13 protein-coding genes are annotated in these 14,904 nt (G+C 70.8%); 4 read left to right on the top strand and 9 right to left on the bottom strand.

Annotated elements, in window-relative coordinates; all coding sequences use genetic code 11:
* Positions 1 to 3 precede the first annotated feature (3 nt).
* From D7Y11_RS23705 to aroF, 8 genes are all read right to left on the bottom strand, one after another.
* Positions 4 to 600 carry a histidine phosphatase family protein gene (locus D7Y11_RS23705; RefSeq protein WP_120578333.1) on the bottom strand — a complete coding sequence of 199 codons (597 nt, stop codon included), beginning with the start codon at positions 598 to 600 and terminating at the stop codon, positions 4 to 6.
* 51 nt (positions 601 to 651) lie between these two features.
* The gene (locus tag D7Y11_RS23700) at positions 652 to 1,203 is read right to left on the bottom strand and encodes a GNAT family N-acetyltransferase (protein WP_126934864.1); all 552 of its coding nucleotides are present in this window, start codon (positions 1,201 to 1,203) and stop codon (positions 652 to 654) included.
* A gap of 46 nt (positions 1,204 to 1,249) precedes the next feature.
* Entirely contained in the window at positions 1,250 to 2,041 is a 792-nt protein-coding gene (gene trpA, locus D7Y11_RS23695; RefSeq protein ID WP_120578335.1) for a tryptophan synthase subunit alpha, read from the bottom strand.
* A complete protein-coding gene (gene trpB, locus D7Y11_RS23690) occupies positions 2,038 to 3,243 on the bottom strand; it encodes a tryptophan synthase subunit beta (RefSeq protein ID WP_126934863.1) in 1,206 nt (401 codons plus the stop codon). The genes trpA and trpB overlap by 4 nt, the downstream gene beginning before the upstream one ends.
* 11 nt (positions 3,244 to 3,254) lie before the next feature.
* Positions 3,255 to 3,887: a phosphoribosylanthranilate isomerase gene (locus D7Y11_RS23685; RefSeq protein ID WP_120578337.1), complete on the bottom strand. Its 633-nt coding sequence runs from the start codon at positions 3,885 to 3,887 to the stop codon at positions 3,255 to 3,257.
* A complete protein-coding gene (locus D7Y11_RS23680) occupies positions 3,884 to 4,702 on the bottom strand; it encodes an indole-3-glycerol phosphate synthase TrpC (protein ID WP_126934862.1) in 819 nt (272 codons plus the stop codon). The genes D7Y11_RS23685 and D7Y11_RS23680 overlap by 4 nt, the downstream gene beginning before the upstream one ends.
* A gap of 225 nt (positions 4,703 to 4,927) precedes the next feature.
* A complete protein-coding gene (gene trpD, locus D7Y11_RS23675) occupies positions 4,928 to 5,944 on the bottom strand; it encodes an anthranilate phosphoribosyltransferase (protein ID WP_120578339.1) in 1,017 nt (338 codons plus the stop codon).
* Between the two features lie 3 nt (positions 5,945 to 5,947).
* Positions 5,948 to 6,973: a 3-deoxy-7-phosphoheptulonate synthase gene (gene aroF / locus D7Y11_RS23670; protein ID WP_121754573.1), complete on the bottom strand. Its 1,026-nt coding sequence runs from the start codon at positions 6,971 to 6,973 to the stop codon at positions 5,948 to 5,950.
* A 184-nt stretch (positions 6,974 to 7,157) separates the two neighbouring features.
* Between aroF and D7Y11_RS23665 the strand changes: the two genes are divergently transcribed.
* The 4 genes from D7Y11_RS23665 (at position 7,158) to D7Y11_RS23650 (ending at position 12,845) form a co-directional block, all read left to right on the top strand.
* Positions 7,158 to 8,408, top strand: coding sequence for an NAD(P)/FAD-dependent oxidoreductase (locus D7Y11_RS23665; protein ID WP_126934861.1), 1,251 nt, complete (start codon positions 7,158 to 7,160; stop codon positions 8,406 to 8,408).
* A gap of 171 nt (positions 8,409 to 8,579) precedes the next feature.
* Positions 8,580 to 11,045, top strand: a complete 2,466-nt coding sequence (locus D7Y11_RS23660) for a S8 family peptidase (RefSeq protein ID WP_126934860.1) — start codon at positions 8,580 to 8,582, stop codon at positions 11,043 to 11,045.
* A gap of 87 nt (positions 11,046 to 11,132) precedes the next feature.
* A complete protein-coding gene (locus D7Y11_RS23655; protein ID WP_233607375.1) occupies positions 11,133 to 11,786 on the top strand; it encodes a CPBP family intramembrane glutamic endopeptidase in 654 nt (217 codons plus the stop codon).
* A gap of 24 nt (positions 11,787 to 11,810) precedes the next feature.
* A complete protein-coding gene (locus D7Y11_RS23650; RefSeq protein ID WP_126934859.1) occupies positions 11,811 to 12,845 on the top strand; it encodes a 2-dehydropantoate 2-reductase in 1,035 nt (344 codons plus the stop codon).
* 43 nt (positions 12,846 to 12,888) lie between these two features.
* Here the strand turns inward: D7Y11_RS23650 and htpG are convergent, their stop codons facing one another.
* Positions 12,889 to 14,796: a molecular chaperone HtpG gene (gene htpG, locus D7Y11_RS23645; protein WP_126934858.1), complete on the bottom strand. Its 1,908-nt coding sequence runs from the start codon at positions 14,794 to 14,796 to the stop codon at positions 12,889 to 12,891.
* Positions 14,797 to 14,904: the final 108 nt, after the last annotated feature.

Below are 14,904 nucleotides of genomic sequence, written 5' to 3'. Positions count from 1 at the left end.
GCGTCAGTCCTTCAGGTGCGTGGTGTCGTTCCAGCTCACGAGGACCGGCTGTTTGCCGCCGGCCTCGGAGCCCAGCACGCTGATGGACGCAGTGCCCAGGTGGAAGAGCCTGCCTCCGTCCGGGGGCAGGCCCAGCCAGCGCGAGGCGAGGATGCGCAGCATGTGCCCGTGCGAGAAGAGGAGCACGTCGTCCTGGAGGGCGCGCGCCTCCGCGATGATGCGGTCGGCTCGGGTGCCCACGTCCTCCAGCGTTTCGCCATTGGGCACGCCGTCCTGCCACAGCGTCCAGTCCGGGCGCGTGGTGCGGATGTCCGCGCCGGTGCGGCCCTCGTAGTCGCCGTAGTTGAACTCCATCAGGTCGTTCTTCTTCTGGGCCACGTCGCCGTAGCCCGCGAGCACGCACGTCTCCTGCGCGCGCGTCAGCGGGCTGGTCCACACGGCGGCGAAGCGCCACTTGCTCAGGGGCGCGTGGAGCCGCTCCGCCATCTGGCGGCCCTCTTCCAACAGTGGCAGGTCCGTGCGGCCGGTGTGCTGGCTGCTGCGGCTCCACTCCGTCTCACCGTGACGGACGAGGACCACCTGGGGGGCGCGTGTGTTCATGGCGCCAATCTGTGTCAGCCCGTGGCGGGACGGGAGGGAAAAGTGCACGCGCTACCGCTTGCGTGTCCGCCAATCCTCACGGCTCTGGCCCCAGATCTCCACCGCATGGTCGTTGTAGGGCGCCGGCAGCATGCCCATGTGCAGGAAGCGCGAACCCAGCCGGCGGGCCACCTGCTTCGAGGGCTCGTTCGGAGGGGAGATGGAGTGGATGACCTCCGTCCACCCGAGATGGTCGAAGGCCCAGTCGATGGTGGCCGCCGCGCCCTCCGTCGCGTAGCCCTTGCCCCACGCGTCGCGCGACAGGCCCCAGCCGACCTCCGGGCCCGGCCACTCCGCGGGCTGCCAGGGCCCGAGCCGGCCCACCCACTTGCCGGTGGACTTCTCGAACACGGAGAACATGGCGAAGCCCTGGAGCACCCAGGAGCCGGCCATGGCGCAGACGGCGCGCCACACGTTGGAGCGGGGCTGGAGGCCGCCGATGTACCGCGCGGACTCCTCGTCCGCCATCATCGCCACGAAGCCCTCCAGGTCCTGGAGCGTGGGCGGACGCAGGATGAGGCGCGGCGTTTCGAGGGTGGGCCCCAGGATGGGCGGGGTGTGCATGTCCGGTCTCCTCGCGCCGGCGACGTGCCGGCGCGTGGAGCGGACCTTAGCGCTTCAGGCCGCGCTTGATGTCCGCGCAGAGCTGCTTCGCCGCGGCCGGACCGTCCGAGTGGGCGGCCTTCACCAGCGCGCTGCCCACGACGACGCCGTCCGCGTGGGCCACCAGCGGCCGGGCCGTTTCCGCGTTGGAGATGCCGAAGCCCGCCACCACCGGCACGGACGCGGCGCGCTTCACCAGGTCCAGCCGCTGGGACAGGTCCGGCGGCAGCTCCGCGCGCATGCCGGTGACGCCCGCCACGGACACGCAATAGACGAAGCCTCGCGCGTCCTTCGCGATGGCCTCCGCGCGCGCGGGCGGCGTCGTGGGCGCGCACAGCGGCACCAGGTCCACGCCCTCCTTGTCGAACGCGGCGCGGATGCTCGCGCTCTCCTCGGGTGGCAGGTCCGGGAGGATGGTGCCCACGATGCCCCGCTCGCGCGCGAGCTTCGCGTAGCGCTCCTCGCCCATGGCCATCACCACGTTGACGTAGGTCATGATGACCAGCGGCGTCTCCGGGCAGCGGCGGCGCACCTCCGGCACCACTTCGTCCAGCACGCGGCGCAGGGTGGCTCCGGCCTTCAGCGCCCGCTCCGAAGCGGCCTGGATGACGGGGCCGTCCGCGATGGGGTCGCTGAACGCCACGCCAATCTCCAGCACGTCCGCGCCGCCCTCCACCATGGCGGCGAACACGTCCACGGACTTCGGCAGGTCCGGGTCGCCCGCCATCGCGTACGCCACCAGCGCGCCTTCTCCGCGGGCCTTTGCCTTCGCGAATGCCTTGCCCAGCTCCGTGCTCATGACTTCACCCCCGTCGCAGGCGGCACTCCGCGCGCCGAGATGGTCGCCACGTCCTTGTCACCCCGGCCCGAGCAGTTGATGACCAGGTGCTTGCCCTTGCCCATGTCGCGGGCCAGCGAGCGCGCCGCCGCGAACGCGTGCGACGTCTCCAGCGCGGGGAGGATGCCCTCCGAGCGCGCGACCTCGTAGAAGGCCGTGAGCGCCTCGTCGTCCGTCGCGGTGCGCACCTCCATGCGCCCCGTCTTCGCCAGGTGCGCCAGCTCCGGCCCCACGCCCGGGTAGTCCAGACCGGCGGAGATGCTGTGCGCCTCCTGAATCTGGCCGTTCTCGTCCTGGAGCACCAGCGAGCGCGAGCCGTGCAGCACGCCCTCCGTGCCCAGCGTCAGCGACGCGCCGTGCTGGCCGGAGTCCAGGCCGTGGCCTCCCGCCTCCACTCCGACGAGCCGCACCGCCGTGTCCGGGATGAAGGGGTGCAGCGCGCCGATGGCGTTCGAGCCGCCGCCCACGCACGCGATGATGGCGTCCGGCAGCCGGCCCATCGTGGCCAGCGTCTGGGCGCGAATCTCGCGGCCGATGACGGCTTGGAAGTCGCGCACGATGGTGGGGTAGGGGTGCGGGCCCGCCGCGCTGCCGATGACGTAGTAGGTGTCCTGCACCTGCGACACCCAGACGCGCATGGCTTCGTTCATCGCGTCCTTGAGCGTGCGCGAGCCCGACTCCACCGGCCGCACCACCGCGCCCAGCGCGCGCATGCGGAAGACGTTGAGCGCCTGGCGCTCCACGTCCAGCGCGCCCATGAACACCTCGCAGGGCAGGCCGAAGAGCGCGCACGCGGTGGCGGTGGCCACGCCGTGCTGGCCCGCGCCCGTCTCCGCGATGATGCGCTTCTTGCCCATGCGCCGGGCGAGCAGCACCTGTCCCACGGTGTTGTTGATTTTGTGCGCGCCCGTGTGCGCCAGGTCCTCGCGCTTGAGCCACACCTGCGCGCCACCCCACGACTCCGTGAGGCGGTGCGCTGGCGTCAGCGTGGTGGGACGGCCCACGTATTCGCGCAGCACGCGGGTCACTTCCTCGCCGAAGGACGCGTCCTGCTGCGCCTTCGCGTAGGCCTCTTCCAGCTCCAGCAGCGCCGGGACCAGGGTCTCCGGCACATAGCGTCCGCCGTAACGGCCGAAGCGGCCCACGGCAGTGTCCGTCGTCATGGCACGACTCCTCAGAGGTTGAGGGACTGGACCGTGCGCACGAAGGCGCGCACCGCGTCCAGGTCCTTGATGCCAGGGGAGGACTCCACTCCGCTGGCCACGTCCACACCGTAGGGCCGGGTGGCCTTCACGGCCTCGGCCACGTTGGAAGGCTTGAGGCCGCCCGCCACCAGCACCGGCAGGCCGCAGTCCGACAGCTGCTTCACCAGCGCCCAGTCGAAGGTGACGCCGCCACCGCCGTAGCCCGGGGCCGCGCCGTCCAGGAGCAGCCCCGCGACATCACCCACGCCCACGTAGCTCCTGGCCTTCTCCACGTCGTCCGGCCCGCGCACGCGCAGCGCCTTGATGACGGGCACGCCGTAGCCGGAGCAGTCCTCGGGGGACTCATCGCCGTGGAGTTGCACGGTGGTGAGGCCGCACTCGCGCACGCGCACCCGGATGTCCTCCGGCTTCGCGTTGACGAACACGCCCACCATGGAGGCCAACGGGGGCCGCGTGCGTGCGAGCTCCGCCGCCGTGGCCAGGTCCACGAAGCGGGGAGAACCCGGATGGAAGTTGAGCCCCATCGCGTCCGCGCCCGCGGCCCACACGCCTTTCGCGTCCGCGACGCGCGTCACGCCGCAGACCTTCACCAGGACCCTCATGTCCCGCTGCCTTCCAGGCCGAGCAGCCGTCGCAGGGCCCGGCCAGGGTCCGCGTCACGCAAAAGAGATTCGCCCACGAGCACGGCGTTGGCGCCCGCGTCGCGCGCGGCGGTGAGGTCCGCCAGGTGCTTGAGGCCGCTCTCCGCCACCAGCGCGGTGGACCGGGAGCGCAGCGCGGGCATCACCCGGAGCGCCGTGCCAGTGTCCGTCTTCAGCGTGGCGAGGTTGCGGTTGTTGAGGCCGATGATGCTCGCGCCCGCGGCGAGTGCGCGTTCGGCGTGCGCCTCCGTGTGGGCTTCCACGAGCGCGGCCACGCGCACCTGCTTCGCCGCGGCGATCATCTCCCGGAGCTCCGAATCCCCGAGCGCATCCGCGATGAGCAGCACCGCGTCCGCGCCCCAGGCCGCGCTCTCCTCCACCTCGCTGGCGGCGACGAGGAAGTCCTTGCGCAGCACGGGGATGGAGACGGCGGCCCGGACCGCGACCAGGTCCTCCAGGCTGCCGCCGAAGTCCGGCCCGTCCGTGAGCACGCTGATGGCGCAGGCGCCCGCGGCTTCGTAGGAACGGGCCACCGCGACCACGTCCGCGTGGGGGAAGTCGCCGCCCGAGGGGCTCTTGCGCTTCACCTCCGCGATGACGTTGACCGGATGTCCGAGCGTGCGCCGCACCAGCGCCTGCGCGAAGTCCCGCGTCGGGGGATGCGCGCCGTGCGTGGGCGGCGGGCGGGTGCCCAGCTCCCGGCGCTTGCGCGCCATGATGACGTCCAGCGTGCCCGGTGCTTCAACGGGCTTCGCGGCCGATGAGGAGGTCGTCATGATGGAGTGCCTCGCGTGCGGAGGCCCGCCGCTGTGTGCCGCGCGGCGCGGGCGCCCGCGACGACGCCTCGCGTGTAGGAGGTGACCGCCGCGTGCTTCGTGGTAAGAGCGGTCATGCCGGCACCTCGCGTGGAGGCGAACGCCGTGAACCGCGCGGAGAGGGCTCCCACGACAACGCCCGCGTGCGGAGGCGCGCAGCCAGTTTCGGTTTGGAAGTGCGCGCCGTCATGCCGCGACCCGCTGGATGAGCGCCGCGAGCTTGCGTTCGGCGGCCCCGGAGTCGATGGCGTGCTCGGCCCGCTTCACGCCTTCCTTCAGGGTGTCCACGAGCCCCACGATGAGCAGCGCGGCGGCCGCGTTGAGCAGCACCGCCGTACGCACTCCGTCACGCTCTCCCGCGAGCAACCCGCGCAGGCGCTTCGCGTTCTCGTCCGCGTCGCCTCCCGCGATGGACTCTCGCGGCACCGTCGTCAGGCCCGCGTCCTCCGGCGTCACGGTGAAGCGGCGCACGGTGCCGTCCGCGCACAGCTCCGCGACCTCCGTGGGCGCGCACGGCGAAATCTCATCCAGCCCGTCGTGTCCGTGCACCACCCAGGCGCGCCGGCTGCCCAGGCGCCCCAGCACGCGCGCGGTCTGCTCCACGCGCTGCCGGTCGAACGTGCCCAGCAGCTGGTAGCGCGCGCCCGCGGGGTTCGTCAGCGGCCCCAGCAGGTTGAACACGCTGTGGAAGCCCAGGTCCCTGCGCGCCTGCGCCACGTGCCTCAGCGCACTGTGGTGCGAGGGCGCGAAGAGGAAGCCCACCCCGTGCTCGTCGATGTCTCGCGCCACCTGCGCGTGCGCCCGCTCCATGGACACGCCCAGCGCCGCCAGCACGTCCGCGCTGCCGCAGCGGCTGGAGACCGCGCGGTTGCCGTGCTTGGCCACCGTCACCCCCGCCCCGGCGGCCACGAAGGCCACCGCGGTGGAGATGTTGAAGGTGTGCGCTCCGTCACCCCCCGTACCGCAGGTGTCGAGCACCACCTCCGCCAGGGGAGCAATCTTCGCCGCGCAGGCGCGCATGGCCTCCGCCGCGCCGAGGATTTCGTCCTCGGTCTCTCCCTTCATGCGCAGCGCGGCCGCCAGCGCACCGACCTGCGCGGCGGATGCCTCGCCCGCGAGCATCTGGCCCATCACGGAGGCCATCTCCTCGCGGGAGAGGTCGCGCCGGCCCACTACCTTGCCCAGCGCTTCCTTGAGTGTCATGGCCTATCCCAGCCTGACCATTTCGCGTCCCATCGCCTGGGCGATGGCCCGCACTTCACCCATGGCCTTCTCGAACTCGGAGAAGTCCAGCGACTGGAAGCCGTCCGACCTGGCGCGCGGCGGATCCGGATGCACCTCCACGATGAGGCCGTCCGCGCCCGCGGCGACCGCGGCCCGCATCATCGCGGGGACGGCCTTGCGCACGCCGATGCCGTGCGACGGGTCCACGAACACCGGCAGGTGCGTGAGCGCCTTGAGCATGGGCACCGCGTTCAAATCCAACGTGTTGCGCGTCATGTTCTCGAACGTGCGGATGCCCCGCTCGCAGAGGATGACCTGGGTGTTGCCGCGCGCGACGATGTACTCGGCCGCCATCAACAGCTCCTTGATGGTGGCGCTGATGCCGCGCTTGAGCAGGACGGGCTTGCGCGTCTCGCCCACCGCCTCCAGCAGGCTGAAGTTCTGCATGTTGCGCGCGCCCACCTGGAGGATGTCGGTGTGCTGCGCGACGGAGTCCAGCGTCGCCGTGTCCTTCACCTCCGTCGTCACCAGCAGGCCCGTCTCCTTGCGAGCCTCCGCGAGCAGCGCCAGGCCGTCACCCTTGAGGCCCTGGAACTCATAGGGGCTGGTGCGCGGCTTGAACGCGCCGCCGCGCAGCATGGTGGCGCCCGCCTGCTTCACCGCCTGCGCGGTGGAGATGATCTGCTCGCGCGACTCCACGGAGCAGGGACCCGCGATGACGTGGATGGCCGCGCCGCCGAGCGTGAGGTCGCCCACGCGCACCAGGCTGTCCTCCGGCTTCACCTCGCGGCTGACCAGCTTGAACGGCTGGGAGATGGCGACCGCGTCCGCGACGCCGGGCAGCACGCGGAAGGGCTCCGGCTCCACCGCGCCCGGGTTGCCGGTGATGCCGATGGCGGTGCGAGAGCCCCCTGCGATCGCGTGCGGATGCCAGCCACGGCGGCGGATCTCATCGTTCACTCGCTCGATGTCCTGGTCCGTCGCGTCTGGGCGCATCACGATCAGCATGGGGAACTCCTGCTCTTTCTCTCCAAAGGGCACGCGGGCGGATGCCTGCGTGGGTGTGCCTGGAGCACCGTGCACACGGCAACCTTTGCCGTAACTGTCGGATGCCCGCAACCGAACCAGAGTCTTGCTTGCACGTCCTGGCGTTATCAAGCCAGGGTCCGCACGCTCGTACGGAAGGCGGACCATGGCGAAGCGGCCCGGGGTCATCGTGGTGGGTGGGGGGCTCGCGGGCCTGGCGTGTGCGACGGCGCTGCTCGAGGCCCGCGTGGACGCGCACGTGCTGGAAGCAGGGGACTCACCGGGCGGAAGAGTGCGCACCGACTCGCACGAAGGGTTCCTGCTGGACCGGGGCTTCCAGGTGTACCTCACCGCCTACCCGGAAGGTCAGCGGGTGCTGGACCTGAAGGCCCTCTCGCTCCAACGCTTCATCCCCGGCGCGAAGGTGTGGCGGGGTGGGCGGCTGCACACGCTGGCGGACCCGCTGCGGCATCCCGTCACGGCGGTGTCGCATCTGTTCGACGCTCCAGGAGGTCTGTCGGACAAGCTGCGCGTGTTGGAGCTGCGGCAGCACGCGACGTCTGGCGAATTGGGCGACTTGTGGCAGCGGCCCCAGCAGGAGTCGCGGCGCTTCCTGCTGGACCTGGGCTTCTCCGAGGAGATGCTCGAAGCGTTCTTCACGCCCTTCCTCGGCGGCATCTTCCTGGAGCGGGGGCTGACGACGTCCAGCCGGATGCTGGAGTTCGTGTTCCGGATGTTCGCGACAGGCTACGCGGCCGTGCCCGCGCAGGGGATGGGCGCCATCCCCGACCAGCTGGCGGCGAAGCTGCCCTCGGGCGCGCTGCGGATGCGCGTGCGCGTGGAGGAGGTCTGGGGGCACCGCGTGCGCCTGCCGGGCAGTGAGCTGCTGCACGCGGACGCCGTGGTGGTGGCGACGGACCCAGGCAGCGCGGCGTCGCTGCTCGTGGGCATGCCCGCGCCCCGGATGAACCGCGTGACGTGTCTGTACTTCGCGGCGCCGGAGCCGCCGGTGGAGGGGCCGTGGCTCGTGCTCAATGGTGAGGGGCGCGGACCGGTGAACAACGTGGCGGTGATGAGCGAGGTCTCCGCCGCGTACGCACCCCCAGGCCAGGCGCTGGTGTCCGTGTCGGTGGTGGACGACCCGGGCGGCGAGGACTCACTGGAGGCGCGTGTGCGTGCGCAGCTCACGGAGTGGTTCGGCGCGGCGGTGTCCGCGTGGCGGCATCTGCGCACGTACACGCTCGCGGAGGCACTGCCCGCGCAGCCTCCGTCCGCGCTGGTGGAGCCGCACCGGCCCGTGCGGCTGGCCGCGGGGCTCTACGTGTGCGGAGACCATCGCGAGAACGCGTCCATCGACGGAGCGCTCGCGTCGGGGCGCCGCGCGGCGGAGGCGGTGTTGCAGGACCTGGGGAGATAGTCCTCCGTTGTTGCCTGCGAAGCTGCGCGTTGCCTTCCAGACAACACCTTGCGTGAGGGCAAAACCGCGAAGGAAGGGAGACCAGCCAGCCAGGCCCCGGACAGCTGGACGCATTGCCCGCAGCGGACCTAGGGTCGGACGCTCTCACACGTTCTTCCAAGGATTCCGTTCATGCTCCGCCGCCTTGCCCTCCTGGGATTGCTCGGTCTCGCGGCCTGTCCCGGCGACAACAAAGACGATGATGACGACACTGATGCGGCGAAGGGGACCGTCTCGGGCTCTCTGCAGCCGTTCCAGGCTGGCTCCGCCGCCGCGAACGCCAGCTCGTCGCTGGATGCGTTCTTCTCCCTGCCGGGTGCGAAGAACCTGTCCCAGAAGGTCTCCAAGGCCCTTGCCGCGCAAGGCGTGTGGCGCACGGGCATCCCGTCCAAGCAGCTGACGCACGAGGCGTCGCTGCTGCCGGGAGAGATCATCATCCGCTTCGACACGCCGGGCCTGTCCGCGGAGGAGGCCGTCGCGCAGGCGCGCGTCGCGGGCTACCACGTCGTGCACCAGGCCTTCCTGAGCGATACGCAGCACCTGCTGCGCTACGAGGTGAGCCAGCCCCAGGCGATGTCCGGTGGCGCGCCCACCGTGCGCGCGCTCACCCAGGCGGAGCACGTGCGCGTGCTTTCCCAGGTGCTGGCCGTGCAGGGCGTGCAGAACGCGGAGAGCAACGTCCGCGTGCGGGCGCAGGCCGTGCCGAATGATCCGCTCTACTCGCGGCAGTGGCACTACAAGAACATGAACCTGCCAGCGGCCTGGGACCTGGGCACGGGCAGCGGCTCCATCGTCGTGGCGGTGGTGGACACCGGCATCACGTCGCATCCGGACCTGAACTCGCGCGTGCTGCCGGGCATGGACCTCATCTCCAGCCTCACCAACGCGGGCGACGGCGATGGCGTGGACACGGACCCGACGGACAACGGCAAGGACCTGCCCAACGGCGGCTCATCGTTCCACGGCACGCACGTGGCGGGGACCATTGGCGCGTCGTCCGACAACGGCTTGGGCGTGGCGGGCGTCACCTGGTCCGGCCGCAACATCCTGCCGGTGCGCGTGCTGGGCACGCAGGGCGGCTCGCTGGCGGACATCATCGCCGGCGTCACCTGGGCCAGCGGCGGCCCCGTCACCGGCGTGCGGCTGAACACCACGCCCGCGCGGGTCATCAACATGAGCCTGGGCGGCGACGGTCCTGCGTCGACGGAGATGCAGACCGCCATCAACGCGGCAAACGCGCGCGGGGCCATCCTGGTGGTGGCCGCGGGCAACGAGAACGTCAACACCAACGGCAGCTTCCCCTGCAACCAGCAGAACGTCATCTGCGTGGGCGCGGTGCGCTTCAACGGCAAGCGCGCCAGCTACTCCAACTTCGGCACGCAGGTGGACGTGATGGCCGCTGGCGGCCAGACGAGCGAGGACCGCAACGGCGACGGCTTCCCGGACGGCGTGCTGTCCACGCTGCCCAACAGCACCAACCAGCCTTCCTACGAGTGGTACCAGGGCACCAGCATGGCCACCCCGCACGTGGCGGGCATCGTGGCGCTGATGCTGGCGCAGGATTCCAAGCTCACGGCGGCGGACGTGGAGGCCATCCTGAAGGACACCGCGGACAAGACGAGCCAGTGCTCCGAGGGCTGCGGCGCGGGCCTGGTGGACGCGTACGCCGCGGTGCTGCGCGCCAAGGGCGGCGGTGACCCGACGCTGCCCCCGAAGCTCGCCATCACCACCACGCAGCTGTCCTTCACCGGTGCGTCGTCGCAGGCGCTGACGGTGCGCAATAACGGCGGCGGCACGCTGCAGGTGAGCGTGGCCGTCTCCGGCGCCAACGCCTCCGCGGTGTCCGTCTCCAGCACCTCGCTGTCGGTCCCCGCGTACAAGTCCACGGCGCTGAACGTGACCGTCACCCCGGGCTCGCTGGCGCCGGGCAGCTACGTGGCGCAGATCGACCTGACCGGCGCGTCGAGCGCGGGCAACGCGCAGGTGCTGGTGAAGTTCCGCGTGGGCGCCTCGGATGAGAAGGACGCCGTCATCGGGTTCGCGTACCTGGACGCGGCGGGCGAGGTGCAGGTCGACGACGACGGCATCTCCGTGGTGCGCGCGGCCGGTGGGTACAACTACAGCCTGAAGGTGACCCCGCGCGACTACCTGGTGCTGGCGTCCATCGACGACACCGGCGAAGGGGACTACTTCGAGGACGGCGACCGCGTGGGCTTCTGGCGCGACACCACCCAGGTGGAGACCGTGACGGTCACCAAGGGCAAGACGACCAGCGACATCAGCTTCACGCTGGTGCCCTACCAGTCGGACGACGACCACACGCCCACGCCGACCATCGGTGGGGCCTGCACCACCAACAGCACGTGCGGCACGGGGGGCCAGTGCCTCACCGGCACCAGCTTCCCGGGCGGCTACTGCACCCAGAGTTGCATGACGGCCGGCTGCCCGTCGGGTTCGGACTGCTACAGCAACGACCGGGGCGCCACCGCCTACTGCTTCGTGACCTGCACGCCGTCGAGCAGCAACACCCAGGGGTCGTGCCGCACGGGCTACCGGTGCGTGAGCGACGGCGCGGGCAGCGGCGCGTGCCTCCCGTAGTGTCGTGAAGGTTCGTACCGGCGCCGGCGGTGCACGCGTGAACGTGCCCGCCGGTGTCCATCGCGCCGGGGTACGCTGCCGCGCGCGATGACTGCTTCTCCCGTTGGACCGCCGTCAGCCGGTGACGCGGCCCTGCCACTCTGGCGGGTCGCGGCCGCTGGCGGCGTGCTGGCCTGGACGGCGCTGGTGCACGTGCATCCGCCGCGCTTCTTCGCCGTCGCTTCCGTCTTCTGCGCCGTCTGGCTCGCGGTGACGTGGCGGGCGATGGGCCCCTGGCGAAGGCCACCTCCCTCCCTGTCGCTCCCGGATACCGCGTGGGGTGTCGCCCAGGCGGTGGTGCTGTTCGCGGGCGCGAGGGCCTTCCTGTGGGCGTTCTGCGGCGGCTTCACCGACGCGCTCTGCGAGCCGCTGCAATCCGTCTACTCGACGTTCGGCACGGGGTCGCTGGGGACGGCGCTGGCCCTGGTGTTGCTGCTCGTTCCGGCGGAGGAGCTGTTCTGGCGCGGCTGGGTGCAGGGCGCGCTGCGTCCCCAGCTGGGCCGGTGGGGCGCGGTCGTTGGGTCGGCGGTGCTGTCGAGCGTCGTGCTGCTGGGCTTCGGTGAGCCGTTGCTGGCCCTGGCCGCGCTGCCCACGTCGCTCGCCTGGGGCGCGCTGGCCGAGTGGCGCCGGACGCCCGCCGCGTCCTGGGTGAGCCATGCCTTGTGGGATGTGCTCATCGTCGTGGTGTGGCCCGCGACGTGAGCGCGCGTGCCAGAATGCGCGCCCATGGCTTCGACTCCTGAGGTGGTCGTCTTCGGCGCGGGCAGCATCGGCTGTTACGTGGGTGGGCGGCTCGCCGCGACGGGCGCGACGGTGCGCTTCATTGGCCGCGAGCGGGTGGTGGCGGAGGTGCGTGCGCACGGCCTGCACCTGACGGACTGGCAGGGCGCGGACCTGAAGGTGCCCGCGGCGGACGTGCGCATCGACACGGGGCCGGAGGCGCTGTCCACGGCGGACCTGGTGCTCGTCACGGTGAAGTCCGCGGCGACGGAGGAGGCAGGGCAGACGCTCGCGCCGAGGCTCAAGCCCGGGGCCATTGTCATCAGCTTCCAGAACGGACTGCACAACGCGGCGGTGGTGCGCGGTCTGCTGCCCGGCCGTACGGTGCTCACGGGGATGGTGCCCTTCAACGTCGCGGCGCAAGGGCAGGGCCATTTCCACGCGGGGTCGGAAGGCACGCTGGAGGTGGAGCGGCACGCGGCGCTCGCGCCGTTCGTGGATGCATTCACCCGCGCGGGGCTGGCGTTGAAGCAGCACTCGGACATCGTCGCGGTCCAGTGGGCGAAGCTGTTGCTCAACCTCAACAACGCGCTCAACGCGCTGGCGAACCTCCCGTTGAAGGAGGAGCTGTCACAGCGCGCATGGCGGCGGTGCCTGGCGCTTGCGCAGGGCGAGGCGCTGGCGGTGCTGGGGCGCGCCGGGGTGAAGCCCGCGAAGCTGACGCCGCTGCCGCCGGGATGGATTCCGGTGCTGCTGGGGGCGCCGGACGCGGTGTTCTCGGTGCTGGCGAAGAAGATGCTGGCCATCGACCCGAAGGCGCGCTCGTCCATGTGGGACGACCTGCACGCGGGCCGCAAGACGGAAGTGGACTACCTCAACGGCGAGGTGGTCCGGCTGGCCCACCAACACGGCGTCTCCGCGCCGGTGAACTCACGGCTCGTGGAGCTCATCCGCGAGGCGGAAGAGGGGCAGCGCCGCCAGTGGACCGGTGAGGCGCTGCTCGTGGACCTGAAGAAGGCGGAGCTGGCGAACAGGGGATGAGCTGTGCGTGGCGGGCCTCGCGACCCGCTCACGCACGGGAACATCAGCTCCGGGCGGCCACCTGCGTGAGCAGCGCCGTCATGCGCCGGGCGAACCGGTTCGGGTCGCTCAGAGGGCTTCCCTCCGTGAGCAGCGCCTGGTCGTGGAGCAGCTCAATCCACTCGCCCACTTGCGGCGCGGCCGGGTCGTTCGCGAGGAGTCCGCGCAGGTGCTCGATGACCGGGTGCTTGGGGTTGACCTCCAGGATGCGCTTGATGCGCGGCATTCCCTTGCCGCGCTCCTTGAGCAGGCGCTCCAGGTAGGCCGGCGTGCCGCCCTCCGACACCACCAGGCACACCGGCGAGTCCGTGAGGCGGTCCGACACGCGCACCTCGCGCACGTCCTCCTTCAGCACGTCCTTCATCTTGTCCGTCAGGCCCTTGAGCCCTTCCGACTGCTGCTCCTTCGCCTTCTTCTCCTCGTCCGTGGACTGGAGCTTCAGGTCCGCGTTGAGCGCGGAGACCAGCGGCTTGCCCTGGAACTCGCGCAGGCCCTGCGCGGCCCACTCGTCCACCGGGTCCGTCATGAAGAGCACCTCGTAGCCGCGCTGCTTCAGCGCCTCCAGGTGCGGGCTGTCCGCCACCGCCTTCCGGCTCTCGCCGTAGACGTAATAGATGGCCTCCTGGCCCTCCTTCATGCGGCCCACGTAGTCCGCCAGCGACGTGAGGCCCTCCTCACGCGAGGACTCGTAGCGCACCAGCGCGCCCAGCTTCTCGCGGTGCTCCGTCTCCAGCGTCAGGCCTTCCTTCACCACCGTGCCGAAGGACTCCCAGAACGTGCGGTAGTCGTCCGGCTTGTCCTTGGCCAGCTTCTCCAGGAGGTCCAGCGACTTCTTCACCACGTGCTTGCGGATGGCGCGCACCACCGCCGAGTCCTGCAACATCTCACGCGACACGTTGAGCGGCAGGTCGTCCGAGTCGATGACGCCGCGCACGAAGCGCAGCCACTGCGGCACCAGGTCCTCGCAGCGGTCCATGATGAACACGCGCTTCACGAACAGCCGCACGCCGCGCTGCTGCTGCGAGTTCAGGTCGAACGGCGGGTGCTTGGGCACGAAGAGCAGACCCGTGAACTGCTGCGTGCCGTCCGCCTTGAAGTGCGTCCACGCCAGCGGCTTGTCGAAGTCGTGCGTCAGGTGCTTGTAGAACTCCTGGTACTGCTCGTCCGTGATTTCGCTCTTCGGACGCTGCCAGAGGGCGCTGGCCTTGTTCACCACCTCCAGCGCCTGCTCCGTGGCCTGCGTGTCCCCGCTGCCCACCTGCTTCGTCACCTGGAGCTTGATGGGGTGGCCCACGTAGTCCGAGTACTGGGTGATGAGCTGCTTCAGCTTCCACTCGTCCAGGAACTCCTTCTGGTCCGCCTTCAGGTGCAGCGTGATGGCGGTGCCGCGCGTGGCCTTCTCCGCCGGCTCCACCGTGAACGTGCCGTGCGCCTCCGACGCCCACTTCCACGCGGACGTCTCACCGGCGGCGCGGCTCACCACCTCCACGCGGTCCGCGACGAGATACGCGCTGTAGAAGCCCACGCCGAACTGGCCGATGAGCTGCACGTCGTTCTTGCCCTTCTGCGCCAGCGCCTGGAGGAACTCGCGCGAACCCGAGTGCGCGATGGTGCCCAGGTTCTTCACCAGCTCGTCGTGCGTCATGCCGACGCCGGTGTCCTCGATGGTGAGGGTGCCCTGGTCGGCGTTCGGGATGATGCGAAGCTCCAGCGCGGACTCGTCCTTGAGCAGCTCCGGCTCCGTGATGGAGCGGAAGCGCAGCTTGTCCAGCGCGTCGGACGCGTTGGACACCAGCTCGCGCAGGAAGATCTCCTGGTGGCTGTAGAGCGAGTTGATGACCAGGCTCAGCAGCTGCTGGATCTCCGCCTGGAATGAATGGGTTTCCCGCTGGGGGTGGGTCTCTGCGGACATGAAGGCCTCCGGGCGCTGACGGAACGCGCCAATGCTCTTCCCATAACCATGCCTGCCGGCTTGTCGAGAAGAGGGAATCCGCCCACACCCGTCGCTGGGAGGCGGGGG

It is taken from the genome of Corallococcus sp. AB018 (genome assembly GCF_003986945.1).
Classification (GTDB): domain Bacteria; phylum Myxococcota; class Myxococcia; order Myxococcales; family Myxococcaceae; genus Corallococcus; species Corallococcus exiguus.
Note: the sequence above shows the minus strand (reverse complement) of the source record. Positions and strands in the feature narration are given on the sequence as shown.

Bases quoted from the DNA above. Each gene is read 5' to 3' on its own strand.
- D7Y11_RS23705 (WP_120578333.1), bottom strand. From the start codon at position 600: ATGAACACACGCGCCCCCCAGGTGGTCCTCGTCCGTCACGGTGAGACG.
- D7Y11_RS23700 (WP_126934864.1), bottom strand. From the start codon at position 1,203: ATGCACACCCCGCCCATCCTGGGGCCCACCCTCGAAACGCCGCGCCTC.
- trpA (WP_120578335.1), bottom strand. From the start codon at position 2,041: ATGAGCACGGAGCTGGGCAAGGCATTCGCGAAGGCAAAGGCCCGCGGA.
- trpB (WP_126934863.1), bottom strand. From the start codon at position 3,243: ATGACGACGGACACTGCCGTGGGCCGCTTCGGCCGTTACGGCGGACGC.
- D7Y11_RS23685 (WP_120578337.1), bottom strand. From the start codon at position 3,887: ATGAGGGTCCTGGTGAAGGTCTGCGGCGTGACGCGCGTCGCGGACGCG.
- D7Y11_RS23680 (WP_126934862.1), bottom strand. From the start codon at position 4,702: ATGACGACCTCCTCATCGGCCGCGAAGCCCGTTGAAGCACCGGGCACG.
- trpD (WP_120578339.1), bottom strand. From the start codon at position 5,944: ATGACACTCAAGGAAGCGCTGGGCAAGGTAGTGGGCCGGCGCGACCTC.
- aroF (WP_121754573.1), bottom strand. From the start codon at position 6,973: ATGCTGATCGTGATGCGCCCAGACGCGACGGACCAGGACATCGAGCGA.
- D7Y11_RS23665 (WP_126934861.1), top strand. From the start codon at position 7,158: ATGGCGAAGCGGCCCGGGGTCATCGTGGTGGGTGGGGGGCTCGCGGGC.
- D7Y11_RS23660 (WP_126934860.1), top strand. From the start codon at position 8,580: ATGCTCCGCCGCCTTGCCCTCCTGGGATTGCTCGGTCTCGCGGCCTGT.
- D7Y11_RS23655 (WP_233607375.1), top strand. From the start codon at position 11,133: ATGACTGCTTCTCCCGTTGGACCGCCGTCAGCCGGTGACGCGGCCCTG.
- D7Y11_RS23650 (WP_126934859.1), top strand. From the start codon at position 11,811: ATGGCTTCGACTCCTGAGGTGGTCGTCTTCGGCGCGGGCAGCATCGGC.
- htpG (WP_126934858.1), bottom strand. From the start codon at position 14,796: ATGTCCGCAGAGACCCACCCCCAGCGGGAAACCCATTCATTCCAGGCG.